Genomic DNA, 23,192 nt, shown 5'->3' with positions numbered 1-23,192 from the left:
ATGGCGGAACCTATGTCCCTACAGATCATCACACCTGATGCGATTGTCTTTGAAGGCAAGTCTACATTCTTTGTAGGCAAAGCCATCGATGGTCAATTTGGTGTTTTGCCAAATCATGCACCTATGATTATCGCATTAGACTTGGCACCTTTACGCATTGATCAACCAGATGGAACATCTCGTGAATATGCTGTATTTGGGGGCTTCTGTGAAATTGAACATAATAAGGTGAGTATTGTAACCCCTGACTGTCAAGATCCAACATCCATTGATGTGGAACGTGCTCGTCGAGCTAAAGAGCGTGCTGAAGGTCGGTTATCAAATCCTACACCTGATATTGATGTAGAAAGAGCGGAAGCAGCATTGCAACGTGCCTTATTGCGCTTGCATGTTACAAAAATGTTATAAGAAAAAGGCTAGCCAGCTGGCTAGCCTTTTTATCTTTCTAATTTTGATTATAAAACGCTCACACCTTTTAAGGAGTACGCAGTATTCTTAGGTTGTTCTACTTGAAAATCTAGTACAACAGGTGCCTCAGAATTGATACCAGGTGCTTGGTAACGGTCACGGTCTGTTGGAATTCGTTTATATGGTAATTTATCAAGTAATATAGTCATAACTTTGTTCCAAACTGATTTATGTGTTGGCATAGTCAAAGAGTCATCAGTTTGGTTGAAGCCCGTACGAACAGTATGGATTATCTTATCGTTTACATCATAATAGTATAAAAGGGCATTAACCTTTGCGGCGATATAAATTTCATGATTATCCTTATTATACGGATCTGGGCTATTAATAGTATTAACTTGTACATATACGTCTTGTAATGGTACAGGCATAATAACGATTTCAGAATTTTGGGCCTCTGCAATTTGAGCAAGATCAGCGGCTTTAATTTCTGCAGTTGGTGTGTTAGTACTTACGATGGTTGTATTATAGTAAGGATATTTAAGTGTATTTGATAAGCGATCTGTCATGTAGCGACCAAATTGAGCTGTGTTTTCATTGCGCAAATTTGCTGGTACAACAATAGTAACTTTACGGCTCGGAAAGTTTTCTAAGTGTCCATCATGACTTGTACTAGAAGTATTAATTGTGGCTTTTTCTGGAGCTCCAGAAATCGGTGTAGATGTTGGTGTTGCAGCCACTTTTATGACAGGCTCCATATTCGTTTCAGGGGCTAATGTAGGAGCTTCATTACTTGTGCTACTTTGTATAGTGCTAAGAGCTACAGGTTGTGTTGTATTTGGTGTTAACTGACTCAAATCGATCATAGCGGCACTGGCTGTTGTAAATGCAGTTGTGAGTAGTACAGCAAGTACTGTAAGTAGTGGACGTTTATAGAGTCCGAAGTTATGTAACATAATTCCTCCTCTTAATAAAACTCTTTTAAAATTACAAATTATACAATTTATATTATTATATCATATATACAAAAAAAAGAAGCAAGCTTAATAGCTTGCTTCTTTAGTCTGGTGGACGATGACAGGATCGAACTGCCGACATCCTGCTTGTAAGGCAGGCGCTCTCCCAGCTGAGCTAATCGTCCATGGTGGTGACCCGTCCGGGAATCGAACCCGGGATACCGCCGTGAAAGGGCGGTGTCTTAACCGCTTGACCAACGGGCCAAAATGGCTCCTCGAGTAGGACTCGAACCTACGACCGATCGGTTAACAGCCGATTGCTCTACCGACTGAGCTATCGAGGAATGGTACGATTGTTATTATATGTTAGTTTAATTATAAAAGCAAGCATTTTTTTTAGAACACTATAAAATAGATATTGTCAATTATGACTAAAAGACATAACTTTATAAATAAAATTAGTTATCAATAATTTTGATGAGAGAGTCATTAAAATTAATAAAATCTATAGAGCTTATTAACTATAGATATTTACTGCGTTCTAAGGTGATTGTATGGCTCTAAATGAATGGGAGTTAGCAATATAAGTATATTGAAGATAATCGGTATACATATGCATTATAGAAAAGTTTAAAAGATTTAGTTGAAAAGTAGTATCAGTTAAGATGAAAGTGTATTTATCTTATTAGATATAGTCTATGTTTGTGGTTCATTTTAAACCAAATTTATATATAAGAAAGTAGGTAAAAATATAAGATATTAAAATCTTATTGATATGTGATAGACTATGACTTTTATCACAGAATGGGGCTTTTTTAGTGACTGGAGAATAAAGTCTATGTAGGCTATTGAAAAACCGAAATATATACAAAAATATTCATGAAAACAATTCTCAAAAACTGGAAAAGCATTGAGAAAACTGTATAGGTGAGACGTTGAATCCCCTTATATTGTGTGCTACGATTTATGTATAGAGTTAATCTCATCGGTTTGAGATAGATATTCTTTCATATGTTTGAGAATTTTATTTTATCTCATCGGTATTAGAATTAATATTCAACTATTTTCCTGAGGAGGGATTATCTTGCGCGAGATTCAAGTATCTGAAATCACAAAAACAGTCCGTCAAATGTGTATGGACGCAGCTTACCACTTGCCAAAAGACATCTATGAAGGTTTGAAAAAAGGCCGTGAAACAGAAGAGTCTTCGGTAGGTCGTATCGTTCTTGATCAAATTATTAAAAATGCAGAAATTGCCGATGCTGAAGATCGTCCATACTGCCAAGATACTGGTATGACTATGGTATTCTTAAAAGTTGGTCAAGATGTTCATTTCGTTGGTGGTGATCTTACAGAAGCTATCAATGCTGGTGTTGCAGCTGGTTATGTTGAAGGTTATCTTCGTAAATCCGTTGTAGCTGAACCATTGTTCAACCGTAAAAATACACAAAATAACACACCTGCAATCATCTACACTGAAATCGTTCCTGGCGATAAAGTAGATATTCAAGTAGAATTAAAAGGTTTCGGTTCTGAAAATAAATCCGATGTAGCTATGCTCGTACCTGCTGATGGTGTGGAAGGCGTTAAAAATGCAGTCCTTGAAATCGTAAAACATGCAGGCCCTAACCCATGCCCTCCAATCGTACTCGGCATTGGTATTGGCGGTACTATGGACCAAGCAGCTGTTATGTCCAAAAAAGCGTTGCTTCGTGACATTAGTGTACCTCATAAAGATGCAGACTATGCAAAATTAGAAGAAGAAATCATGGAAATGGTTAACAAAACTGGTATTGGACCACAATTGGGTGGCACTACAACTTGTATCGGTGTAAACATCGAATGGGGTGCAACTCACATCGCAGGTCTTCCTGTTGCAGTTACTATCATGTGCCATGCTGCTCGTCATGCTCACGTAGTACTTTAATCGATAGGAGGTAAAAACAATGGCTGAATCAATTCGCATTAATACTGAAGAATATAATGAAGAGTTTTCCCGCAAATTAAAAGTTGGTGATAGCGTTCTTATTACTGGTAAAATTTACTCCGCTCGTGACGCTGCTCATAAAGTTATGACTGAAGCTTTAGCGCGTGGTGAAAAATTGCCAATCGACTGGACAAATAAGTTTGTTTATTATCTTGGACCAACACCTGCAAAACCTGGTGATCCAATTGGTTCCGCTGGTCCTACAACTTCCGGTCGTATGGATGCTTACACACCAACAATGCTTGATCAAGGTATCAAAGGCATGATTGGTAAAGGTTCCCGTAAACCAGAAGTAGTTGAATCCATGAAGAAAAATGGTTGCACATACTTCGCAGCAGTTGGTGGCGCGGCAGCATTGATTGCAAAATCCATCAAAAAATATGAAGTACTTGCTTATGGTGAACTTGGACCAGAAGCTTTGGCTGAATTGACTGTTGAAGATTTCCCTTGCATCGTAGTTGGCGATACTGAAGGTAATAACTTCTACGAATTAGGCCAAAAACCTTACAGAAAAATCTAATATCACCATTGAGTGATAGAAAGAGGCTTGCTAAAGCAAGCCTCTTTTTGTTGTTAAGCCATAATCATATGATGTTCATCCGTTACGTGTAGAGTTTAGTCTACCGATTCTGTCGGTTTTATGATAATATACATATAGATTTTATACATTCAATTTGAGTGAGGCGATAACATGACTTCTGTAGAAACTATTCGTCAGTCAACTCGCAACGCGATGGCTGAATTACTTGATTTAGCAAAGGTTCGCGAAGGTCAATTATTCGTTGTTGGCTGTTCCACTAGCGAAATTGTAGGTAAAAAAATCGGCACTGACTCTCACCTTGATGTGGCTCAGGTCGTATTTGATGAAATATACAATGCTGTTAAGGCTAAAGGACTTAACTTGGCGATTCAATGTTGTGAACATATTAATCGTGCACTTGTTATGGACCGTAGCGCTATGACATGGGAGGAGGAAGTTAATGTTGTTCCTCAACGTCATGCGGGTGGTGCCCTGGCTGTGGTGGCGTACGAACATTTTGATGATCCTGTGATGGTTGAATTTATTCAAGCTGAAGTGGGCATCGATATTGGAGATACTTTCATTGGTATGCACATGAAACACGTTGCAGTGCCTGTACGTCTTTGTGTGAAAGAAATTGGGAAAGCACATGTGACCGCTTGTCGTGTTCGTCCGAAGAGCATTGGCGGTGAGCGTGCTGCATATAATGAAGCATTGATGTAGGGGGATAGTATGTCAAACCTAATACCGTATTTTGTATTAGCCGTCGTGGCATTGGGATTCTTTGCTGTTTGCTATGCTGTATTTAGCGGTGGTGATGGTGAAAGTAAGGCAAAAGAAAAATCCTATAAAAACATAAGTAATAAAAATAATCTTAAAGAGCATCATGATGTTATATTTGCAACGGAGTCGCAAGAGGGCAATGTAACAATCACACATACGAGTGGGACTAATGTATATACTGCATCAATTCCGGATACAGTTGAAACGGTGGTCGGTGAAGAGCGAGAACCGGCTGAACCTCTGGTTGATCCTATAGATACCTCTTATAATAGAAGAAGTACTCTAAAGTCTAATTCAAGTCATGTTTCAGAGGGAGAATATGCGTTAGCATTAGGTTCGGATAATGGCACACCAATAGGGGATGAAACCATTGTGATGACAGCCGTATCAGATCTTAAGCAAGCTAATCAAGCTAATCAAGGTGTTACTCCGTTGGTGGATAAAACTATTGTCCTCGATGTTGTTACAGATGAACTTCTCAATAACGCAAACTCTGTTGAAGATACAATTGCTATGGGTGAATCTGTGGAAGCCTTTGAAGCTGATGAAGCGGATAGCATAGATGCTACACAGATGATAGGTGGTGCGAACGAAATACAAACCGCGGAAGGTCCATCGGTATTAGATGAAACGCGTTTGTTTGATGCTTCTGAAATTGAAGCACAATTGGCGGCAACAAGTTTAACTGAAGAGGAGGAACCGCATGGTCAATGGGCAAAAGCGGCGCATGAGGATAAATGCGTTGAGTTGGCTATAGCACCATTTGTTCATTCCTTTGGGGTGTTACATGGTGATACGCAACACTATGTAGAATCTATTACAAGAGATGCTTTAGCAGCTCTCAATATTACAAAAATTGTTGAAGTGAATGCATTACTAGAGAATATTGTTATTCAAGAAGCGTTGATGAGTATGCAAAAGGCATATGCCGCTACAAATACGGAGTGGATGAAGTCCGCTGCGTTAGGTGCTTTTCTAGATGTAGTTCAATCTCCTAAATCTAGTACGCCATACCTCGTAGCATTTGATGCATTGCGTGTATTACCTCATTTAACACTAGGCCATTTCCAAGTTATGGCTTTAACATTATTGTTGCAATATTCTAGAAATTCCAATAACTATGGATTAATTCACTTCCAACATTATGTGGAAAAATATATTGAGCCATTCATCTCTGATTTGCCTCGAAATGATTCCTTCTATCGCCAGCTAGACTATTTACGCTGTACACAAGAAGAACAAGAGCCTATCACTTTATGCCAAGTGTTGTCTAATTCATATCCGTTTGTATTTAACTATCGTGGTTTTTCTAAGGAAGAACTCTTCCGTGCTACAGATGGTCATGGTGTAGATCCACGTTATGTGGTGCGTAGCTTGAACTCCAATCTTTATAAATTAGCCTTGGTAGATGAGTCTTTGGCACCACAATTCTTTAGACAAACACGAATTTCTAATGCTATGGTTCAACGTGATCTTTTAGCTCTGATGAAGAGCAAACCTACTGCTTTCAGGGGCCAAGAGGCGCGTGATATTATGGATGATATTTCACCGGTTCTATTGGATTTAGCTGATGTCTTTGATAGCACGCCAATGTCTAAAATTAGCTTAACATTGTTAGGCCTTTACTTAGGCCGTGCTCATGTGAAAGCAACCATTGGTGAAGAATTTGATTTGTCTCATTGGTTCTGATGTATAATTTTAAGTACTATATAATTTGAAAAATTATATAATATAGTTATTAATATGGGTATATACTTAAAACCGTTATATACTTTATGAGTCGTGTAATAAAAAAGTCTCTCAAGATAATCTTGAGAGACTTTTTAGTTTGTTAAATTTAATAGCCATTAAGTATTAAAAGGTGTTAAAGCCGAATTCTTCAATGTCTTCAATGTTTTTAATTGTTACGGTGCGCCCTGTAATATCAATGAGACCTTCATCGCGAAGGCGCCCTAGTTCACGGCTAAGGGCTGTGCGAGATACATTGAGTACCTCAGCCATTTGCTCGCGGTTGTGGGGTAATTGAATTGTGTTAGAATGCTGACGTTTATAAATATCTGTTAAGTACGCAAAAATCTTTTCGCGCATCCCTTTTAATGTGAGGTAGTGGACTTTTCTGGTTAATAGAATTGCTTTTTCAGATAAATCCTCTAATAGATTAGATAGGATTTTAGTTTGGCATTGATGACAATCCGGCAATGTTTTAATAAAGGTTTCAAGCGGAATAAACATAATTTTAGTTGCTTTTGTTGCCTTAATGGTAGCAGGCCATAAAGGCTGTTTACTAAATAGTAGTGCTTCTCCGAAAATATCTGATTGTTCTAAGTTTGCCATAATAACCCGTTGGCCCATGACATTTTCACGAGTTAGTAAAGCGCTGCCCTCAAGGATGACGCCGATACCCTCCATAGGATCTCCAGCGAGGGCTATAAAATCGTTTTTTTTGTAACTGTGGATGATAACTTTGGCATTATTTAAATAGCCACGCAGCTCTGGCTCTCCTAATGTATTGAATAAAGGACATTTCACGAGGGTGGGCATATATTGATTAATGATATCGTTTGAAAGTATTTGTTTCATAGGCACCTCCGGTGTGATAAAGTCTATAGCAATTAAAAATGATTATTGTATAATAAAAGTATAAGACCGAATGGTCTACCTGTTCCATAAGGGGAGTCAGGAAAATTTTTGAAAAAGTTTTTATTTGTTGCTCAAGCTACAGAAATTGTATCATCTTTACGTTATACTTTCAAATGTAATCAATCAGACAACTGATAAAACATCAGTGTAATGTATAGGTTTTATATTATCTAGCTTGACTGCGAGGAAGTCTCGCAAAGGAGGATTTTCAAATGAGCATGTTCTGTTATCAATGCGAACAATCTGCAGCACCAGGTGGCTGTACTGTACAAGGTGTATGTGGTAAAACTGCACCAGTTGCTAACTTACAAGACGAATTAACTGCTGCTTTAGTTGGCTTGGCTCGCGCTTTAGACGTAAAGGGTCATACTAAAGAAGGTATCGATTATATTATGCGCGGTTTGTTCATGTGTGTAACAAACGTAAACTTCTCTGAAGACCGCGTTCAAGAATTCATTGACGAAGTAAATGCTTACCATGCAAAAGTGGATAGCGCTCAACAAAACTTTGATTGGGAACAATTGTGGAAAGGTGAAGAAGACATCGTATCCCTTCGCTCCACATTATTGTTAGGTATGCGTGGTATGGCTGCGTACGCATGGCATGCTGCTCGCCTTGGCTTCCACGATGCTGATGTTGACGCTTGGTTCGTTAAAGGCATGGTAGAATTCGCTAAAGATCACAGCGCTGAAGAATGGCTTGATCTTTTGATGGAATTTGGTCAAATTAACTTGAAATGTATGGCTGTTCTTGATAAAGCTAATACTGAAACATATGGTACACCTGTACCAACTACAGTTCCTTTGACTGTAGAACCAGGTCCTTTCATCGTTGTAACTGGTCATGACCTTCATGACTTGAAACAATTATTGGAACAAACTGATGGTAAAGGTGTAAATATCTATACTCATGGTGAAATGTTGCCTTGCCACGCTTATCCTGAATTGAAGAAACATCCTCAATTGAAAGGTAACTTCGGTACAGCATGGCAAAACCAACAAAAAGAATTTGTTGATGTTCCTGGCGCATTCTTGTTCACTACAAACTGCATTATGCCACCAAAAGAAAACTACAAAGCTAATATCTTCACTACAGATATGGTAGGTTTCGATGGTTGTGCACATATCGAAGAAAAAGAAGATGGTACTAAAGACTTCTCCGCAGTTATCAACCGTGCTATCGAATTGGGCGGCTACAAAGAAGCTCAAGAATTCACTGGTATCAACGGTGGTCATGAAGTAACCACAGGTTTCGGTCATGGCACAGTATTGGGTATTGCTGATAAAGTAATTGATGCTGTAAAAGCTGGCGCTATTAAACACTTCTTCTTGGTAGGTGGTTGTGACGGTGCTAAAGTAGGCCGTAACTACTACACTGAATTCGTTAAACAAACTCCAAATGATACTGTAGTATTGACATTGGCTTGTGGTAAATTCCGTTTCAACGACATGAATATCGGCGAAATCGGTGGTATCCCTCGTATCCTTGATATGGGTCAATGTAACGATGCTTACTCCGCTATTCAAGTAGCAGTAGCTTTAGCTGGTGCATTTGAATGTGATGTAAACGACTTGCCATTGACATTGGTATTGTCCTGGTACGAACAAAAAGCGGTATGTATCTTGTTAACATTGTTAGCATTGGGTATCCGTAACATTTACATCGGACCTTCCTTGCCTAAATTCTTCTCCAGCAATGTATTGAACATTTTGGTAGAAAAATTCCAATTACATCCAATTACAACTCCAGAAGCTGACATGAAAGCTATCTTGGGCTAATAGGATCTATTAATCTGTTAACTACAGTCCTACGTCCCCTCTCTTTTATGATTTAGGACTGTTGTTATAAATAACGCACCTAGGGTTATCCTTAGGTGCGTTTTTTTACTATTATTGTGAAAGCTATCTATCGAGTGTTTGTATATTGATGGGGCCCAGTTTTGTATCCACAACTTAGTTAAAAAGGAAAGACTATACTTCTTTGCTCCTCGTGACCTGATGTCGCTGCATAAGTATAGTCTTTCCTTTTTATAACTGTAGATATAAAGGCGTCTTATCAATATACTATTCTTTGATAGTTTTCATATAAATAGTAGTCCTTCATAGACGCACAAAGATGCCTCTAATGTGCATATAGACATTTATCAATATTGATTGTTATACTATAGGTAAGTAAGATATTTCTCACATTATTTGTGTGTATATAGAGGTATGTATGAACAGTATTTTTGATATTATAGGGCCTATTATGATTGGTCCGTCTAGTTCGCATACAGCGGGTGCTGCGCGACTAGGCAAGATGGCGCGGTGTATTTTTCGTGCTACTCCCAAAAAGGTAGATTTAACATTATATGGATCTTTTGCAAAAACTTATAAAGGGCATGGTACGGATCGTGCTTTGATTGGCGGCTTATTAGGTTATAAAGAGGATGATGCGAACATCCGAGTTGCTCATGAATTAGCGAAAAAAAAGGGGATGGAGTTTTCTTTTATTGAGTCTCCTCTTGATGTAGGGCATCCGAATGTGGTGCGTTTTGATATGTATGATGAACATAATCGTCATATGACTGTTATTGGTCGCTCTCTCGGCGGTGGTCAGATTATGATTACCGAAGTAGATGGAAATGATATGTCCATTACAGGAGATGAGTTTACGCTCGTTGTGTTCCATGAGGATAGACCTGGTGCGATTTCTCTTGTTAGCCAAGCATTGAGCGAGTCCGATATTAACATCGCTACGATGCGCGTATTCCGTAAGGGCAAGCATAAGGATGCAGTCATGGTTATTACTACAGATACGGTGGTAAATCCTATTACAGTTCAGTTTATGCGCGAGTTTCCAGGCATCCAGGATGTGATGACATTTGAAGCATTATAGGAGGGCGAATGATGAGTTATGCATATGATACAATTGCAGATATTATTCGCCTAGGTGAGGAAAACAATATTTCTTTTGGCGATGTAGTATTGCGTTATGAATTAGAGAATTACGACCGCAGTAAAGATGCGGTTGTTCATGAAATAGAAAATCGCTTAGATATTTTTGAAAGCTCCATTCAAGATGGCATAGCTTATGCGGAGAAAACGGCTTCTGGTATGTCAGGCGGTCAAGCGGCACAGCTTAATGGGCAAACACCTCGTTTTATGAGTGTTATTGCTTATAAGGCAATGACGTATGCTATTGCTGTAAATGAGGCAAATGCAAAGATGTTCCGCATTGTTGCTTGTCCTACGGCGGGCTCTTGTGGTGTTATGCCTGGTGCTGTGAAAGCCGTAGCGGACCACTACCAATTAGATAGAGCTACAGTGGTAAAAGGCTTCTTAGCTGCGTCTGGTATTGGTAATGTAGTAGCAAATCGCGCTTGTGTTGCTGGTGCTGTTGGCGGTTGCCAAGCGGAAATCGGTACAGCGGCGTGTATGGCGGCAGGGGCCATTGTTGAAATGATGGGTGGATCACCACGTCAAGTAGGTCATGCTATTGCATTGTGCATGAAAAATCTATTGGGACTTGCTTGTGATCCGGTAGCAGGGCTCGTAGAGGTGCCATGTGTTAAGCGTAATGGCTTTTATGCAGTCCATGCTATTACTGCATCTGAAATGGCGTTAATGAATATTGAAAGCCAAATTCCACCAGATGAAGTCATTGAAGCGATGAATAATATAGGCCGTGCTATGCCGGCAGCATTGCGTGAAACAAGTGATGGCGGCCTTGCGGTGACACCGACAGGTACAGCTATTGCAGAACGAGTGCAATCCTTATAAGGATTGCACTTTTTTCATGCTTTCATTTGTAGTAAAATAAAGATTAGACTAGTTCAGAAAGGAGCGTGTATGATGGAACAAGCAAATCGAATATTGACCGTATTAGAAGAAGCCGGCCATGAAGCTTATATCATAGGCGGCGCTGTGCGCGATATTTTGATGCATCAAAAGCCACATGACTTCGATATTGTGACGTCTGCACGTCCCGATACAGTGATTGAGGTTCTTCGCGGTCATGATATTCAAACGACAGACCTCGTAGGAAAATCTTTTGGCGTAGTGGTAGCTACATTAGAGGGCAAGCCATATGAAATTGCTACATATAGAACAGAACGATATGGTGCAGATAGCCATCGTCCCGAAGAAATTACTTATGCCGATACCTTAGAAGAAGATGTGTTGCGTCGTGATTTTACTGTCAACGGCATGGCTATGAACCGTTATGGTGAAGTTATAGACCTTGTAGGTGGACGACGTGATATTAAACATAAGATGTTACGAACCATTGGTAATGCGCAGGAACGTTTTGAAGAAGATGCGTTACGATTATTTAGGGCGTGCCGTTTTGTGGCGAAGTTGGATTTCTTGCCGAGTAAAGATCTATTAGAGGCTATGCCTAAGGCTTTTCACCGCGTACCTGGCTTGTCTTTAGAACGTGTACGAAATGAGATTAATCGTCTCATGTTAGAGCCTGCGGTGGCTAAAGGCCTTGATGTCCTTGTTCAATCCCGCTTGGCAGAATGCTCTTGTCGTGTTGTAGAAAATGGTACGGCTCGGGAGGTTCCCATCTTGCCTGAACTATATCATCTCGTGAATTTGCCCCAAGAAAAGGACTTTCACGAATTCGATGGTTGGTATCATACACTAGCCGTTGTGTCCCATACGGAGCCGGATTTGGTGTTGCGTTGGGGTGCCTTATTACATGATGTGGCAAAGGGAATGCCAGCGATACGTGCTGTTATTAATGGACGCCTTACGGATCGTGGGCATGATACACTAGGTGCGGAGATGGCAGAAACGTTATTAACCCGACTAGGATATCCGAAGACCTTTGTAAAACGCGTGGCGTGGATAGTGAAAAACCACATGCGTTTTCACTATTTTGTACAAAATGGCGATGCAAATGAGAAAAAATGGCTTCGCAAGGAAGCCCGTAGTGGTGAATTCCGAGATAGCCAAATTATGCGCACTGCATGGGAGCAATTAGCTAAGGTTTGTGCTGCCGATGTATTAGGTTGTGGGAAACCTTACTCGTCTACAGACGGAACATTAGCCTTTGGAGAATGTATGGCAGATCTTAGTTTAGAGATGCCTGTACATACCAAGGACTTAAATTATGACGAACGAGTGATTAAGCTCGCTGGGAAACAAGTAGGGGAAGGATTGCAGTATTTATTAGGTCAGGTACAAAATGGGGTTATTCCTAATAAACCAGATGCGCTATATGACGCATTAGACCATAAGTTACGCCGTCCAGTGGAGAAATGATGAATTTACTAAATAAAGCGTTGCGACGCATGAGTGGTTGGAGTCGTACTACTTGGTGTCTTGCCATTCTCATGACTGTTGCCTTTGTCCTCATAGGGCGTTTGGCACAGTTGCAGGTCTTTGATACATTTGACTTGGAGAAGAAAAATTTATTACAGGTTCAAGTAGATAGAAAATTACAATCACCGCGCGGTACGATCTATGACCGTAATGGTAAGCCTTTGGCGATGAGTGTGGTTACAAAATCTTTGTATGCGGACCCTAAGATGATTAAACAGTCTCCCCAAGAGATTGCGGAACTCATTTCGCCATATGTAACCATGTCAAAAGAAAATATTGTGAAAGCTCTGCAAGAGGATTCTGCCTTCGTATGGATTAATCGCATGATGGATGCGGACAAGTCTAAGGCGGTGGCACAAGTCATTAAGGATAATAATATTGCGGGCCTTAACTTTGTGGAAGAGTCCAAACGTTATTACCCAAATGGTGTACTAGCGGCTCAAATACTGGGGTTTGTAGGAACCGATGATAAAGGCCTTGATGGTCTCGAAATGGTCCTTGATGAAGAGTTAAAGGGTGGTGTGCAGCAAGAAATCGTTGCTACCGATAACAAAGGTAATGCTATCTTTGGTTCCGTTTTGTCCAAGTTCTTACCTGATAAGGGTAAAAGCGTAACATTAACAATCGATGCGACCATCCAATTTATTGCAGAACGTGCGCTTGATAAGGCGATGGCTGATACAGGGGCTAAACATGCTAGCGTTATCGTTATGGATCCTAAGACTGGTGAAATTCTTGCGATGGCAAATCGTCCAAGCTATGATCCTAACAATTATAACCAAAGTGGAGAAGAGGCTTTCAAAAATATTGCTGTTACTAACTTATACGAACCAGGTTCTACATTCAAACCAATCGTTGCATCTGCAGCTCTTGCATCAGGAAAGTGGAAATTAGAAACAGTGTACAATGATAAAGGGGCCTTTGTAGCGAATGGTCATGTGATGAGAAACTGGAATGGTGAAGGTTATGGACCAGTTCGATTGCTAGATATCTTGAAGTATTCTATCAATACAGGTATGGCAGAAATTGGTACAACAACTGGAGCAGATATCCTTTCTAAATATGTACGCGATTATGGTTTTGGCTCTGAAACAGGTATTGAATTGCCTGGTGAAGGGGCAGGTATCCTGTATAATCCAGAAGATATGAGTAAGTTGGATGTAGCGACTATGTCTATCGGTCAAGGTATTGCGGTTACGCCATTACAAATGGTACGTGCCTTTGGTGCTCTTTCTAATGGGGGCGCTATGATGCGTCCGCATATTATCAAGTCTTATAGCAATGCGCAAGGGGAAGTAACAAGCACTACTGAAAATACTGTAGTAGGTCAACCAGTGCCAGAGGAAACAGCAAAAACTATTGTAGATATCTTGGAAAAAGAAGTGTCTGAAGGCGGTGGTAACAAAGCGATGGTGGAAGGCTACCACTTCGGTGGTAAAACTGGTACCGCAGAAAAACTAGACACTAAACGTGGGGGCTATTTAGATGGTCAATACATTGCATCCTTTATCGGCTTTGGCCCTGTAGAGGATCCAAAATTTGTGGTCCTTGTAGCCATTGACGATCCTCAAAAAGGGTCTATTTATGGTGGACAAATTGCAGCGCCAGTATTTAAAGACATCGTGTCTCAACTTGTACGGTACTACCAATTGAGCCCATATGTTAAAGATAGTACTCCTGTAGCTGTTAAACCTAGCAATACATTACCAGAGCCACATCTTTCTGGTGATGGTTCCGTAACATTACCTAATTTTACGGGCTTCACCTATGGTGAGGTACGTGATTGGTTACATAAGGCGGGACTTGCGTTTAAGCCAGATGGAACGGGTATTGCCGTTTCTCAAGATGAAAGTGGGGGCACTACTGTTCAACCCGGGACGGCAATTACCGTTCACTTTAGTAGATAATTAGAAATTATAGACAGTTCGTTATATAATAGAATAAGAGACTTTGGTGCCTCTCAGGAGGCACCTTTTTTATAAATAGTTTGAATGAATGGAGATACTTATGATCGAATTACGAGGGAAAGCGGTAGCAGATGCCCACAAGGCGATTTTACAAGAAAAAGTTGCAGCAGTAGGCAACTCTGTGATTACTATGGCAGTGTTACTTGTCGGTGAAGACCACGGCGCTCATATGTATGCTACATTTATGGAAAAAACAGCTAAAAATTTTGGCTATGGTTTTGTGCTAAAGCAATTGCCTGAAACGGCAACGCAAGATGAAGTAGTAGCGGCGTTGCATGAATTAAATACTGATCCATCTATTCATGGAATTTTACCGCTAATGCCAATGCCTAAACACATTGATACAGAAGCTCTTATCGATATGTTAGATCCTAAAAAAGATATTGATGGTCTTACAACATATAACATCGGTTTAGTAACAGCTGGTAAGGGTGGCTTTGCTCCTTGTACGGCTAAGGCTTGTATGGCTATTTTAAATCACTATAATATTCCTTTAGAAGGAAAACATGTGGTTGTAGTCGGTCGTAGCCAAGTTATCGGTAAACCTGTAGCGCTTATGGCACTCGCTGCACATGGTACTGTTACAATGTGCCATTCTAGAACTTCTGATCTAGTAGAGCAAGTAAAGCGTGGTGATATTATTATTGCTGCGGCTGGTCGTGCTCATATGATTACTGCTAATATGATTAAGCCTGGTGCTGTTGTTATTGATGTAGGTATTAATGAACTGGACGGCAAAACTGTAGGTGATGTTGATTATGATGCGGTAAAAGATATTGCATCTGCCATTACTCCTGTACCAGGAGGTGTTGGATCCGTAACAACGACAATGATGCTAGAAGCGGTATACGAGGTATACCATGCATGAGATGTCTATAGCAGAAGGTATTCTTGATGTAGCGCTCGATACCTTACGTCAACACGATGCGACAGTCATTCATTCTATTCAACTAGACTTAGGGTTAATGAGTGGGGTAGAACCTGATTCATTGTTATTTTGTTGGGAAGCCATTACAAAGGGAACCCCTGCGGAAGGCTCACGCATAGAAATCAATACTATTCCTATTGAAGGAAAGTGTTTAGATTGTGATAAAATATTTTCTGTAAAAAATTATACGTTTATTTGTCCTTATTGTGACAGCCATTTCGTACAAACTATAGGCGGTCGTGAGTTACAAGTGACCTCTATGGATATCGATTGATAGAAAGGTTAGGGCATGCAAGTTCAAGTTAAAACTAATGTACTGGCAAAAAACGATGCTATTGCAGAGGCTTTACAACAGTTGTTTAAGGAAAAGAATATATTTGTATTTAATCTGTTAGGTTCACCTGGGGCAGGTAAGACTTCCCTTTTGGAGGCAACCCTACAAGATTTAAAAAAGGAGTATCGCTTAGCCGTTATTGAAGGCGATTTATTTACGGCAAAGGATGCCAAGCGCATTCATGAGTTGGGTGTGCCTGTTATCCAGATTAATACGGTTGGTGGGTGCCATCTCGATGCACAGATGATTCAAGATGCCTTAGGTGATCTGAATCTTGATGACCTCGATATGATTATTATCGAAAATGTAGGCAATTTAGTGTGCCCTGCGGAATTTGAGATTGGTGAAAGCATGAAAGTGACGGTTTTATCTGTTACCGAAGGTGAAGATAAGCCCCTTAAGTATCCGTTAATCTTTAAAGAGTCTAAGGCCATCCTTATTAACAAGATTGATTTATTGCCCTATGTGCCTTTCAAAAAGGAGCAGGCAATACAAGATATCCGTAATTTAAATCCAAATGGAGAAATTTTTGAAGTAAGTTGCACGGCCCACAACGGTCTTGAACCATGGTTGAATTGGTTGCGTGCACAGTTGGAGAATAATCGATGAACTATTCTATGAAGAGCCGTATTGTAGCGGCCCTCCTTGTGGGCTTGTGTGCTACTACAATCAGTTATGCAGCAGAGCCTGCCATTTCCACTGTTAATCCAGTTGCAGTAGAAACTACTGATGACACTAACGTTGTAGCTCAAGATTCCGCTAATGCGAGCAATGATGGTAGTGTAGATGGAACTGGTGAGGTTGATAGCTTGTCTTACCTTGATAATGCACCAGTTAGAGTTGTTAAGCTAGATCCAAAAACGAAACAGGAAGGTTCTAAAACCGGATGGCTCGCAGAGCAAATGGCTGTAACTGAATTTGGTGATTCTATACAATTCTGGCAAGCGGCTAGTGAGAACGAAGGTCCTTTGCCGAGTATCACTCAAAATAATTTAGCTGATATTGGTAAGTCTTATACGGCAAACAGTTTACCGCCTTTAGGTTCTCAGGATGACTATGCTATCGGCACATACCGATTGGGAGATCAGTTTGAAGTTCCAAAAGATGTAGAAAAAACTGAGGTACGTGATAACTTTACTACGTATTACATGAAAGATGTAGCAGTAACTGTATATACTGGACCTGCTCAAGAATTGTTGGTTAACAATCAATTACGTGGGCAAGGGGCGACTTACTTCTTTGAACCAAATACTATTACAAATATTCATAGTACGAAAAAAGGCTCTAATACAGTACGCGACATTGGTTCTGGTAGCACACGGATGGAATTGATATTTGCCTATGGCAGTCCTAATGCGATGTGGCGTGATAAGAAAAATGAGACATATATTTTCCTTTATGAGGGGCATTCCGAAAATTCATTGCCTCAAAAAAAGGAGTTTAAGAGTCCCGTAGAGAATACAAATAGTAATAGCCAACAACAATCTATGCTTGGTCAGCAAAAAGAATATATTGCTTTCACCATTAAACAAAGTAATATAGAGGCTGTAGATATTATTAGTGGACAAGTATGGCCTAGATTTGGATTGCCGAAAGCTGAAGTGTATGATTTTGAAGCTGGTACACTTACGGCTGATGATTTTGTATTGCGTGGGTTCAAGTTGAATGACCATTTTGTTAATGATCCTAATAATGATTGGAAACATCAAGGCATATTGTTTGGTTCCACTTTTATTGGCTATAATGAATACGGTGTGAGTGTAGATAAAAAAGATCTTATCAATCGCGTATTATTAAATGTGTATACGCCTACACGTCGTGGAATCGCAATGGGTGATACCAAATATTTATTGCTCTTTGTGTATGGTATGCCAACTCGTATTGTTGAATCTACAACAAAGGCGGGGACGTCTACCGTATATGAATATAAAAATCCAGCGGCAAGCAACTCTTATTTACAGTTTGCCCTAGATGATAAAAACCAATATATCAAATCCGTTATGTTATCTGACCGTCCTGTAAAATAGGATAGGTCACAGCGAGGAGGCAAAGGGTATGGTTACTGTACAAGATGTAAAAGAACGTTGGGAAAAGATTCAAGGTGATGATGAACGTATATTGTTTATCGTTGGTGGTCCAGGTTCTGGTAAAAGTTTGCTAATTCGTGAACTGTCTGAGCAGAAGGGCTGGAAATACTTGGAAGCTAAGCAACTCATCGAGGAAGAGTTTTTGCTCGTGCCTCGTGATGAACGGCCTCAATTAGCGGAAGAAGTTATTTGCCGTGCTCTTAGCCGTAGCGATACGGAAGTAGTTCTGCTAGATGGTATTAATGTATTCTTTGCACCTATCTTAAATCTAAAACCATTTGAGTTGTTAAAAACTATTAGTAAGAAGTATCCTATTGTCGTTGGCTGGCGTGGACATATTGAAGGGGACCAGTTGTACTTAGAACATAACAATAATCCTAAACATGCTGTAGTTAGTATTGCACATCCAGATCATGTTATTGCAATCGACTAAATGCATGTTTGAACATATTGGTTGAATATAGGGAAAACTATAGATGTATAGAAGGAGATAGCGGGCTATCTCCTTTTTTAGTTATATAATTACAGTTATTAGGTAAAAAATATAGTTTTGTAATTTCCTATTATTTGATTTTAGTAAACCTGAAATATGGATGTTAGCAGACATGGACTGGTAAGGAATGAAACTATGTAAAGGTATATAAAGAATATACTAGTAAATAAAAGTTGATTACTGGATATATACTGAAAACGAGGCATTTTATAGAGGATTGATAAAATATAAATTTTTTTTGACAAAATACTTGCATAGGGTATCGTTTCATGTTATTATGATTAAGCACTAAGAGTGACCACAGTGAACGAAAAACTTCAAAAAAGTTTTTAAATGTTCTTGACACTTAGTGTGCTAGGTGATACAATTCATCTTGTCGTAATGATGCTGGCGTAGCTCAATAGGTAGAGCAGCTGACTTGTAATCAGCAGGTTGTGGGTTCAATTCCTATCGCCAGCTCCATTTTATTTATGGAGGGATTCCCGAGCGGCCAAAGGGAGCAGACTGTAAATCTGCCGTCTTCGACTTCGAAGGTTCGAATCCTTCTCCCTCCACCATTCATAGCGGGGTGGAGCAGTTGGTAGCTCGTCGGGCTCATAACCCGAAGGTCGCAGGTTCAAGTCCTGTCCCCGCAACCATAAAAACCACAGTGAAATGATCGTTCATTGTGCTGGTGTAGCTCAGTCGGCAGAGCGTATCCTTGGTAAGGATAAGGTCACCGGTTCAATCCCGGTCACTAGCTCCATACATGGCGGCATAGCTCAGTTGGCTAGAGCAATCGGTTCATACCCGGTGTGTCCGCGGTTCAAATCCGTGTGCCGCCACCATTAAACCTCACCTTGGTGGGGATTTTTTTATTTCTTTACATATGACATGCTATTCTAAGACTTTGTATATATGGTATAATAATAGGTAAGGAAATCTTATATTCCATTGATAAATTAGGGTTAATATATTATATTAATACTAGAATGTAATTTGTTTTTGTGAAGGAGGATATAATCCTAATGGCAAAAGAAAAATTTGAACGTACGAAACCGCATGTTAACATCGGTACAATCGGTCACGTTGACCATGGTAAAACTACTTTGACTGCTGCAATCACTAAAGTATTGGCTGAAAAAGGTCAAGCTGACTTCCAAGATTACAGCATGATCGATAAAGCTCCAGAAGAACGTGAACGCGGTATCACAATCAACACTGCACACGTTGAGTATGAAACTGCTAACCGTCACTATGCACACGTTGACTGCCCAGGCCATGCTGACTATGTTAAAAACATGATTACTGGTGCGGCTCAAATGGACGGCGCTATCTTGGTTGTATCCGCAGCTGACGGCCCTATGCCTCAAACTCGCGAACACATCTTGTTGGCTCGCCAAGTTGGTGTTCCTGCAATCGTAGTATTCTTGAACAAAGCTGACATGGTTGACGATGAAGAATTGATCGAATTGGTAGAAATGGAAGTTCGTGAACTTCTTTCTTCCTACGAATTCCCTGGCGACGAAGTACCTATCGTTGTAGGTTCCGCGTTGAAAGCTTTGGAAGGCGATGCTCAATATGTAGCTAAAATTGACGAATTGATGGACGCTGTAGACTCCTACATCCCAACACCAGTTCGTGACACTGATAAACCATTCTTGATGCCTGTGGAAGACGTTTTCACAATCACTGGTCGTGGTACAGTAGCAACTGGCCGTGTTGAACGTGGTCAAGTAAACGTTGGTGATACTGTTGAAGTAGTAGGCTTGAAAGAAAAAGCTGAACAATACGTAGTAACAGGTCTTGAAATGTTCCGTAAAGTGTTGGATTCTGCAGTAGCAGGTGACAACGTAGGTGCATTGCTTCGTGGTGTTGATCGTAAAGACATCGAACGTGGTCAAGTATTGGCTAAACCAGGTTCCATCAACCCACACACAAAATTCAAAGCAGAAGTATACGTATTGACTAAAGAAGAAGGTGGTCGTCATACTCCATTCTTCTCCAACTACCGTCCACAATTCTACTTCCGTACAACAGACGTAACAGGTGTTGTAAACCTTCCTGAAGGTGTAGAAATGTGTATGCCTGGCGATAACGTAACAATGGAAATCGAATTGATTACTCCAATCGCTATCGAAGAAGGTCTTCGCTTTGCGATCCGCGAAGGTGGCCATACAGTAGGCGCTGGCGTAGTAACAGAAATCGAAGGTTAATACAAGTTTATAGCTCAATGTATCGATACATTAGCTATATAATTGAATTTTAGATTCAATAAAAGGGACCCAATGGGTCCCTTTTATTTTGTATATATTGATGATTAAGAGTATAGAATTGAATCGCTAATATATTGAAACAATGATGATTTTGTAAGGTGATATATACGTTGTATTCAGGCTTCAAAGGATAATCATACTATTGATACAAATTGAGAAGAAATTTTAATATATTGTAACCTTAGATACAACTTTATTTATAAAATTAGTGTATATTATATATAAGGAGAGCATAGGCTCTCTTTTTGTGCTTTTATAGAAAAGGAGGTAATGTGATGGGCGAATACAAAAAGTATTGGATAGCCGTAGTAGCAGTTCTTATTATTGGATTCTCTATTCTTGGCTATTTGGGTACTGATGTATATCATCAAGCGCCACCGGTACCAACCGCGTATGTATCTCAAGATGGACAGGTTTTGTTCACTAAGGATGATATCTTACATGGTCAATCGGCTTGGCAATCTACAGGTGGTCAATCTGTAGGGACCGTACTAGGTCATGGCGCATATCAAGCCCCGGACTGGACAGCTGATTGGTTGCACAAAGAAGTGTCCGTAATGCTTGATATCAAGTCTCAAGAAGCTTTTGGTGTTCTTTATGAACAGTTAGGTGATGTGCAGAAAGCGGCTGTTAAAGAAGCAGTTAAAGCAGAGTACTTTAACAGTGCTGTTCGTGAAGATGGAACTGTTGTGCTTTCACCGGAACGTATTACAGCGATGAATTTAACCGGACAATATTTTATTGAACTGTATGGTGATAACCCTAAATTGTCCGAAACACGCGATCATTTTGCGATGAAAGACAATACGTTGCCAGAATTAAAAGATCGTATTGATATGGCACGATTCTTCTTCTGGACTACGTGGATGGCATCGACTCAACGCCCTGGTACAGATGCAACATACACCAACAATTGGCCTCACGAGCCATTGTTAGATCATAATCCAACACCGGAAAGCGTAGCTTGGTCTGTTGTGAGTGTTATTATTTTACTTTGTGGTATTGGTATTGTCGTATGGATGTGGGCATTCGGTCGCAAACAAGATGAACATGAATTAACACCACCTGCGGAAGATCCAATTTCCAAATTGCATCTCACACCATCTCAACGGTCTTTAGGAAAATATTTATTTACGATTTTGGCATTATTTTTACTCCAACTTGGTATGGGTGGTATCATTGCGCACTACACCGTAGAAGGACAGGCTTTCTATGGCATTCCATTGGCGCAGTATTTCCCATATTCTATTGCTCGTACTTGGCATATTCAAGCATCCTTGTTCTGGATTGCGATGGCATTCTTGAGTGCCGGTTTATTCTTGGCGCCGATTATTAATGGCGGTAAAGATCCTAAGTTCCAAAAATTGGGCGTGGATATTTTGTTCTGGGCACTCGTTGTGTTGGTAGTGGGTTCCTTTACAGGTACATATTTAGGTGTTGCTCATGAGATTCCGGCGTCTCTAAACTTCTACTTGGGTCACCAAGGATATGAGTTTATCGAGTTGGGGCGCGTATGGCAATGGATTGAATATATCGGCATTCTATTTTGGCTTGTACTCATGGTGCGCAGCATCATTGGTGCTTTCAAAAATAAAGGGGATAAAAACCTTATTGCTGCCTTTATTTTCTCCGTTGTGATGGTCGGTATTTTCTATGGACCAGGTCTTTTCTACGGAGAACACAGCCACTTGGCAATCATGGAATACTGGCGCTGGTGGGTTATTCACCTTTGGGTAGAAGGATTCTTTGAAGTATTCTCTACTACGTTGATGGCCTTTATTTTCGTAACACTTGGTCTCGTATCTTACCGTGCAGGTACCATAGCAGCGATTTCGTCCGGTGCCATTTACCTTATCGGCGGTATCCCTGGTACATTCCATCATCTTTATTTCACCGGTGTTACATCGACTATCGTGGCCACAGGGGCATCGTTCTCCGCGTTGGAAGTAGTGCCTCTTGTACTCTTGGGATATGAAGCGTTTGAAAATTATACACGCCTTCATAGTGCTCCTTGGATGCATCGACTAAAATGGCCTGTATACTGCTTCATTGCCGTATCCTTCTGGAACTTGGTGGGTGCAGGCATCTTCGGCTTCTTAATTAATATGCCGGTTTCCTTGTTCTATATTCAAGGTCTAAATACGACAGCTGTTCATGCTCATACGGCGTTGTTCGGCGTATACGGGTTCTTGAGTTTAGGCTTTGTATTCCTCATCGCTCGTTATATTCGACCTGAAGTGGAATTTAACGACAAGTTGATGAAATTCGGTTTCTGGGCATTGAATTGGGGCCTTGCGTTAATGGTTCTTATCAGTCTATTGCCAATTGGCTTGATTCAAAGTTGGGCAAGTGTTACACAAGGCTTATGGCTCGCTCGCAGTGAAGACTTTATGCAACAACCATTGTTACAAAATTTGCGTTGGCTTCGCATGGTTGGCGATACCATCATGATATTGGGGGCATTGGCCTTCTTCTGGCAAATCGTGAAAGTAACTTTCACAAAGAAACAGTAATAAACGAAGCAA

General features: G+C 40.3%; 19 protein-coding genes and 8 tRNA genes. 22 read left to right on the top strand and 5 right to left on the bottom strand.

Annotation, left to right across the window (positions count from 1 at the left end):
* Complete coding sequence (gene atpC, locus ACGHIY_RS08045; protein WP_390525459.1) at positions 1 to 408, top strand: ATP synthase F1 subunit epsilon; 408 nt, start codon at positions 1 to 3, stop codon at positions 406 to 408.
* Between the two features lie 47 nt (positions 409 to 455).
* Here atpC and ACGHIY_RS08040 read toward each other — a convergent pair whose 3' ends face one another.
* The 4 genes from ACGHIY_RS08040 to ACGHIY_RS08025 form a co-directional block, all read right to left on the bottom strand.
* Positions 456 to 1,364: a hypothetical protein gene (locus tag ACGHIY_RS08040; RefSeq protein ID WP_058948096.1), complete on the bottom strand. Its 909-nt coding sequence runs from the start codon at positions 1,362 to 1,364 to the stop codon at positions 456 to 458.
* A 109-nt stretch (positions 1,365 to 1,473) separates the two neighbouring features.
* Positions 1,474 to 1,549 (bottom strand) — tRNA-Val (locus tag ACGHIY_RS08035).
* Positions 1,550 to 1,553: 4 nt separating this feature from the next.
* Positions 1,554 to 1,628, bottom strand: a tRNA-Glu gene (locus ACGHIY_RS08030).
* Between the two features lie 4 nt (positions 1,629 to 1,632).
* A tRNA-Asn gene (locus tag ACGHIY_RS08025) sits at positions 1,633 to 1,708 on the bottom strand.
* A gap of 740 nt (positions 1,709 to 2,448) precedes the next feature.
* Between ACGHIY_RS08025 and ACGHIY_RS08020 the strand changes: the two genes are divergently transcribed.
* The 4 genes from ACGHIY_RS08020 to ACGHIY_RS08005 all read left to right on the top strand — a co-directional run bounded on the left by ACGHIY_RS08020 (position 2,449) and on the right by ACGHIY_RS08005 (position 6,343).
* The gene (locus tag ACGHIY_RS08020) at positions 2,449 to 3,291 is read left to right on the top strand and encodes a fumarate hydratase (RefSeq protein ID WP_004695072.1); all 843 of its coding nucleotides are present in this window, start codon (positions 2,449 to 2,451) and stop codon (positions 3,289 to 3,291) included.
* Between the two features lie 19 nt (positions 3,292 to 3,310).
* Positions 3,311 to 3,871 (top strand): Fe-S-containing hydro-lyase, encoded by a 561-nt coding sequence (locus ACGHIY_RS08015; protein ID WP_004695073.1) that lies wholly within the window; start codon positions 3,311 to 3,313, stop codon positions 3,869 to 3,871.
* Between the two features lie 171 nt (positions 3,872 to 4,042).
* The gene (locus ACGHIY_RS08010) at positions 4,043 to 4,594 is read left to right on the top strand and encodes a TIGR01440 family protein (RefSeq protein ID WP_287550391.1); all 552 of its coding nucleotides are present in this window, start codon (positions 4,043 to 4,045) and stop codon (positions 4,592 to 4,594) included.
* A 9-nt stretch (positions 4,595 to 4,603) separates the two neighbouring features.
* Positions 4,604 to 6,343: an LPO_1073/Vpar_1526 family protein gene (locus ACGHIY_RS08005; RefSeq protein ID WP_287550392.1), complete on the top strand. Its 1,740-nt coding sequence runs from the start codon at positions 4,604 to 4,606 to the stop codon at positions 6,341 to 6,343.
* Positions 6,344 to 6,508: 165 nt separating this feature from the next.
* On the opposite strand, the gene ACGHIY_RS08000 is transcribed toward ACGHIY_RS08005, so the two are convergent.
* Complete coding sequence (locus ACGHIY_RS08000) at positions 6,509 to 7,234, bottom strand: Crp/Fnr family transcriptional regulator (protein WP_004695080.1); 726 nt, start codon at positions 7,232 to 7,234, stop codon at positions 6,509 to 6,511.
* 272 nt (positions 7,235 to 7,506) lie between these two features.
* Here ACGHIY_RS08000 and hcp point away from each other — a divergent pair, with 272 nt between their 5' ends.
* The 17 genes from hcp (at position 7,507) to ACGHIY_RS07915 (ending at position 23,180) form a co-directional block, all read left to right on the top strand.
* Positions 7,507 to 9,072 (top strand): hydroxylamine reductase, encoded by a 1,566-nt coding sequence (gene hcp, locus ACGHIY_RS07995; RefSeq protein ID WP_004695081.1) that lies wholly within the window; start codon positions 7,507 to 7,509, stop codon positions 9,070 to 9,072.
* 436 nt (positions 9,073 to 9,508) lie between these two features.
* Positions 9,509 to 10,171: an L-serine ammonia-lyase, iron-sulfur-dependent subunit beta gene (gene sdaAB / locus ACGHIY_RS07990; protein WP_042976031.1), complete on the top strand. Its 663-nt coding sequence runs from the start codon at positions 9,509 to 9,511 to the stop codon at positions 10,169 to 10,171.
* A gap of 11 nt (positions 10,172 to 10,182) precedes the next feature.
* Complete coding sequence (gene sdaAA / locus ACGHIY_RS07985; protein WP_316692916.1) at positions 10,183 to 11,055, top strand: L-serine ammonia-lyase, iron-sulfur-dependent, subunit alpha; 873 nt, start codon at positions 10,183 to 10,185, stop codon at positions 11,053 to 11,055.
* 69 nt (positions 11,056 to 11,124) lie between these two features.
* Positions 11,125 to 12,543: a CCA tRNA nucleotidyltransferase gene (locus tag ACGHIY_RS07980; protein ID WP_278618754.1), complete on the top strand. Its 1,419-nt coding sequence runs from the start codon at positions 11,125 to 11,127 to the stop codon at positions 12,541 to 12,543.
* On the top strand, positions 12,543 to 14,510 hold the full coding sequence (locus tag ACGHIY_RS07975; RefSeq protein WP_004695087.1) for a penicillin-binding transpeptidase domain-containing protein: 1,968 nt from the start codon (positions 12,543 to 12,545) through the stop codon (positions 14,508 to 14,510). The genes ACGHIY_RS07980 and ACGHIY_RS07975 overlap by 1 nt, the downstream gene beginning before the upstream one ends.
* A 100-nt stretch (positions 14,511 to 14,610) precedes the next feature.
* Positions 14,611 to 15,438: a bifunctional 5,10-methylenetetrahydrofolate dehydrogenase/5,10-methenyltetrahydrofolate cyclohydrolase gene (locus tag ACGHIY_RS07970; protein WP_287518259.1), complete on the top strand. Its 828-nt coding sequence runs from the start codon at positions 14,611 to 14,613 to the stop codon at positions 15,436 to 15,438.
* Positions 15,431 to 15,772 (top strand): hydrogenase maturation nickel metallochaperone HypA, encoded by a 342-nt coding sequence (locus ACGHIY_RS07965; RefSeq protein WP_008602471.1) that lies wholly within the window; start codon positions 15,431 to 15,433, stop codon positions 15,770 to 15,772. The genes ACGHIY_RS07970 and ACGHIY_RS07965 overlap by 8 nt, the downstream gene beginning before the upstream one ends.
* A gap of 15 nt (positions 15,773 to 15,787) precedes the next feature.
* A complete protein-coding gene (gene hypB, locus ACGHIY_RS07960; protein WP_060919012.1) occupies positions 15,788 to 16,441 on the top strand; it encodes a hydrogenase nickel incorporation protein HypB in 654 nt (217 codons plus the stop codon).
* Complete coding sequence (locus tag ACGHIY_RS07955; protein ID WP_390525458.1) at positions 16,438 to 17,859, top strand: hypothetical protein; 1,422 nt, start codon at positions 16,438 to 16,440, stop codon at positions 17,857 to 17,859. Before hypB ends, ACGHIY_RS07955 begins: the two co-directional genes overlap by 4 nt.
* Positions 17,860 to 17,887: 28 nt before the next feature.
* Positions 17,888 to 18,352, top strand: a complete 465-nt coding sequence (brxF, locus tag ACGHIY_RS07950) for a BREX-3 system P-loop-containing protein BrxF (RefSeq protein ID WP_004695092.1) — start codon at positions 17,888 to 17,890, stop codon at positions 18,350 to 18,352.
* A gap of 446 nt (positions 18,353 to 18,798) precedes the next feature.
* Positions 18,799 to 18,874 (top strand) — tRNA-Thr (locus ACGHIY_RS07945).
* 10 nt (positions 18,875 to 18,884) lie between these two features.
* Positions 18,885 to 18,969: transfer RNA gene (locus ACGHIY_RS07940), tRNA-Tyr, on the top strand.
* 5 nt (positions 18,970 to 18,974) lie between these two features.
* Positions 18,975 to 19,050: transfer RNA gene (locus tag ACGHIY_RS07935), tRNA-Met, on the top strand.
* A 31-nt stretch (positions 19,051 to 19,081) separates the two neighbouring features.
* Positions 19,082 to 19,157: transfer RNA gene (locus ACGHIY_RS07930), tRNA-Thr, on the top strand.
* A gap of 5 nt (positions 19,158 to 19,162) precedes the next feature.
* Positions 19,163 to 19,239, top strand: a tRNA-Met gene (locus tag ACGHIY_RS07925).
* Positions 19,240 to 19,419: 180 nt separating this feature from the next.
* Positions 19,420 to 20,607, top strand: a complete 1,188-nt coding sequence (tuf, locus tag ACGHIY_RS07920; protein WP_012864763.1) for an elongation factor Tu — start codon at positions 19,420 to 19,422, stop codon at positions 20,605 to 20,607.
* A gap of 335 nt (positions 20,608 to 20,942) precedes the next feature.
* Positions 20,943 to 23,180: a nitric-oxide reductase large subunit gene (locus tag ACGHIY_RS07915; protein ID WP_004693527.1), complete on the top strand. Its 2,238-nt coding sequence runs from the start codon at positions 20,943 to 20,945 to the stop codon at positions 23,178 to 23,180.
* Positions 23,181 to 23,192 lie beyond the last annotated feature (12 nt).

Origin of the sequence: Veillonella parvula (genome assembly GCF_042850485.1) — a bacterium.
Classification (GTDB): Bacteria; Bacillota; Negativicutes; order Veillonellales; family Veillonellaceae; genus Veillonella; species Veillonella parvula_Q.
The sequence above is the reverse complement of the archived record's forward strand: the minus strand, read 5'-3'. Positions and strand labels throughout refer to the sequence as shown.

What these genes read in the sequence shown, in the direction of transcription:
- atpC (WP_390525459.1), top strand. Translation starts at nt 1, where the DNA reads ATGGCGGAACCTATGTCCCTACAGATCATCACACCTGATGCGATTGTC.
- ACGHIY_RS08040 (WP_058948096.1), bottom strand. Translation starts at nt 1,364, where the DNA reads ATGTTACATAACTTCGGACTCTATAAACGTCCACTACTTACAGTACTT.
- ACGHIY_RS08015 (WP_004695073.1), top strand. Translation starts at nt 3,311, where the DNA reads ATGGCTGAATCAATTCGCATTAATACTGAAGAATATAATGAAGAGTTT.
- ACGHIY_RS08010 (WP_287550391.1), top strand. Translation starts at nt 4,043, where the DNA reads ATGACTTCTGTAGAAACTATTCGTCAGTCAACTCGCAACGCGATGGCT.
- ACGHIY_RS08005 (WP_287550392.1), top strand. Translation starts at nt 4,604, where the DNA reads ATGTCAAACCTAATACCGTATTTTGTATTAGCCGTCGTGGCATTGGGA.
- ACGHIY_RS08000 (WP_004695080.1), bottom strand. Translation starts at nt 7,234, where the DNA reads ATGAAACAAATACTTTCAAACGATATCATTAATCAATATATGCCCACC.
- hcp (WP_004695081.1), top strand. Translation starts at nt 7,507, where the DNA reads ATGAGCATGTTCTGTTATCAATGCGAACAATCTGCAGCACCAGGTGGC.
- sdaAB (WP_042976031.1), top strand. Translation starts at nt 9,509, where the DNA reads ATGAACAGTATTTTTGATATTATAGGGCCTATTATGATTGGTCCGTCT.
- sdaAA (WP_316692916.1), top strand. Translation starts at nt 10,183, where the DNA reads ATGAGTTATGCATATGATACAATTGCAGATATTATTCGCCTAGGTGAG.
- ACGHIY_RS07980 (WP_278618754.1), top strand. Translation starts at nt 11,125, where the DNA reads ATGATGGAACAAGCAAATCGAATATTGACCGTATTAGAAGAAGCCGGC.
- ACGHIY_RS07975 (WP_004695087.1), top strand. Translation starts at nt 12,543, where the DNA reads ATGAATTTACTAAATAAAGCGTTGCGACGCATGAGTGGTTGGAGTCGT.
- ACGHIY_RS07970 (WP_287518259.1), top strand. Translation starts at nt 14,611, where the DNA reads ATGATCGAATTACGAGGGAAAGCGGTAGCAGATGCCCACAAGGCGATT.
- ACGHIY_RS07965 (WP_008602471.1), top strand. Translation starts at nt 15,431, where the DNA reads ATGCATGAGATGTCTATAGCAGAAGGTATTCTTGATGTAGCGCTCGAT.
- hypB (WP_060919012.1), top strand. Translation starts at nt 15,788, where the DNA reads ATGCAAGTTCAAGTTAAAACTAATGTACTGGCAAAAAACGATGCTATT.
- ACGHIY_RS07955 (WP_390525458.1), top strand. Translation starts at nt 16,438, where the DNA reads ATGAACTATTCTATGAAGAGCCGTATTGTAGCGGCCCTCCTTGTGGGC.
- brxF (WP_004695092.1), top strand. Translation starts at nt 17,888, where the DNA reads ATGGTTACTGTACAAGATGTAAAAGAACGTTGGGAAAAGATTCAAGGT.
- tuf (WP_012864763.1), top strand. Translation starts at nt 19,420, where the DNA reads ATGGCAAAAGAAAAATTTGAACGTACGAAACCGCATGTTAACATCGGT.
- ACGHIY_RS07915 (WP_004693527.1), top strand. Translation starts at nt 20,943, where the DNA reads ATGGGCGAATACAAAAAGTATTGGATAGCCGTAGTAGCAGTTCTTATT.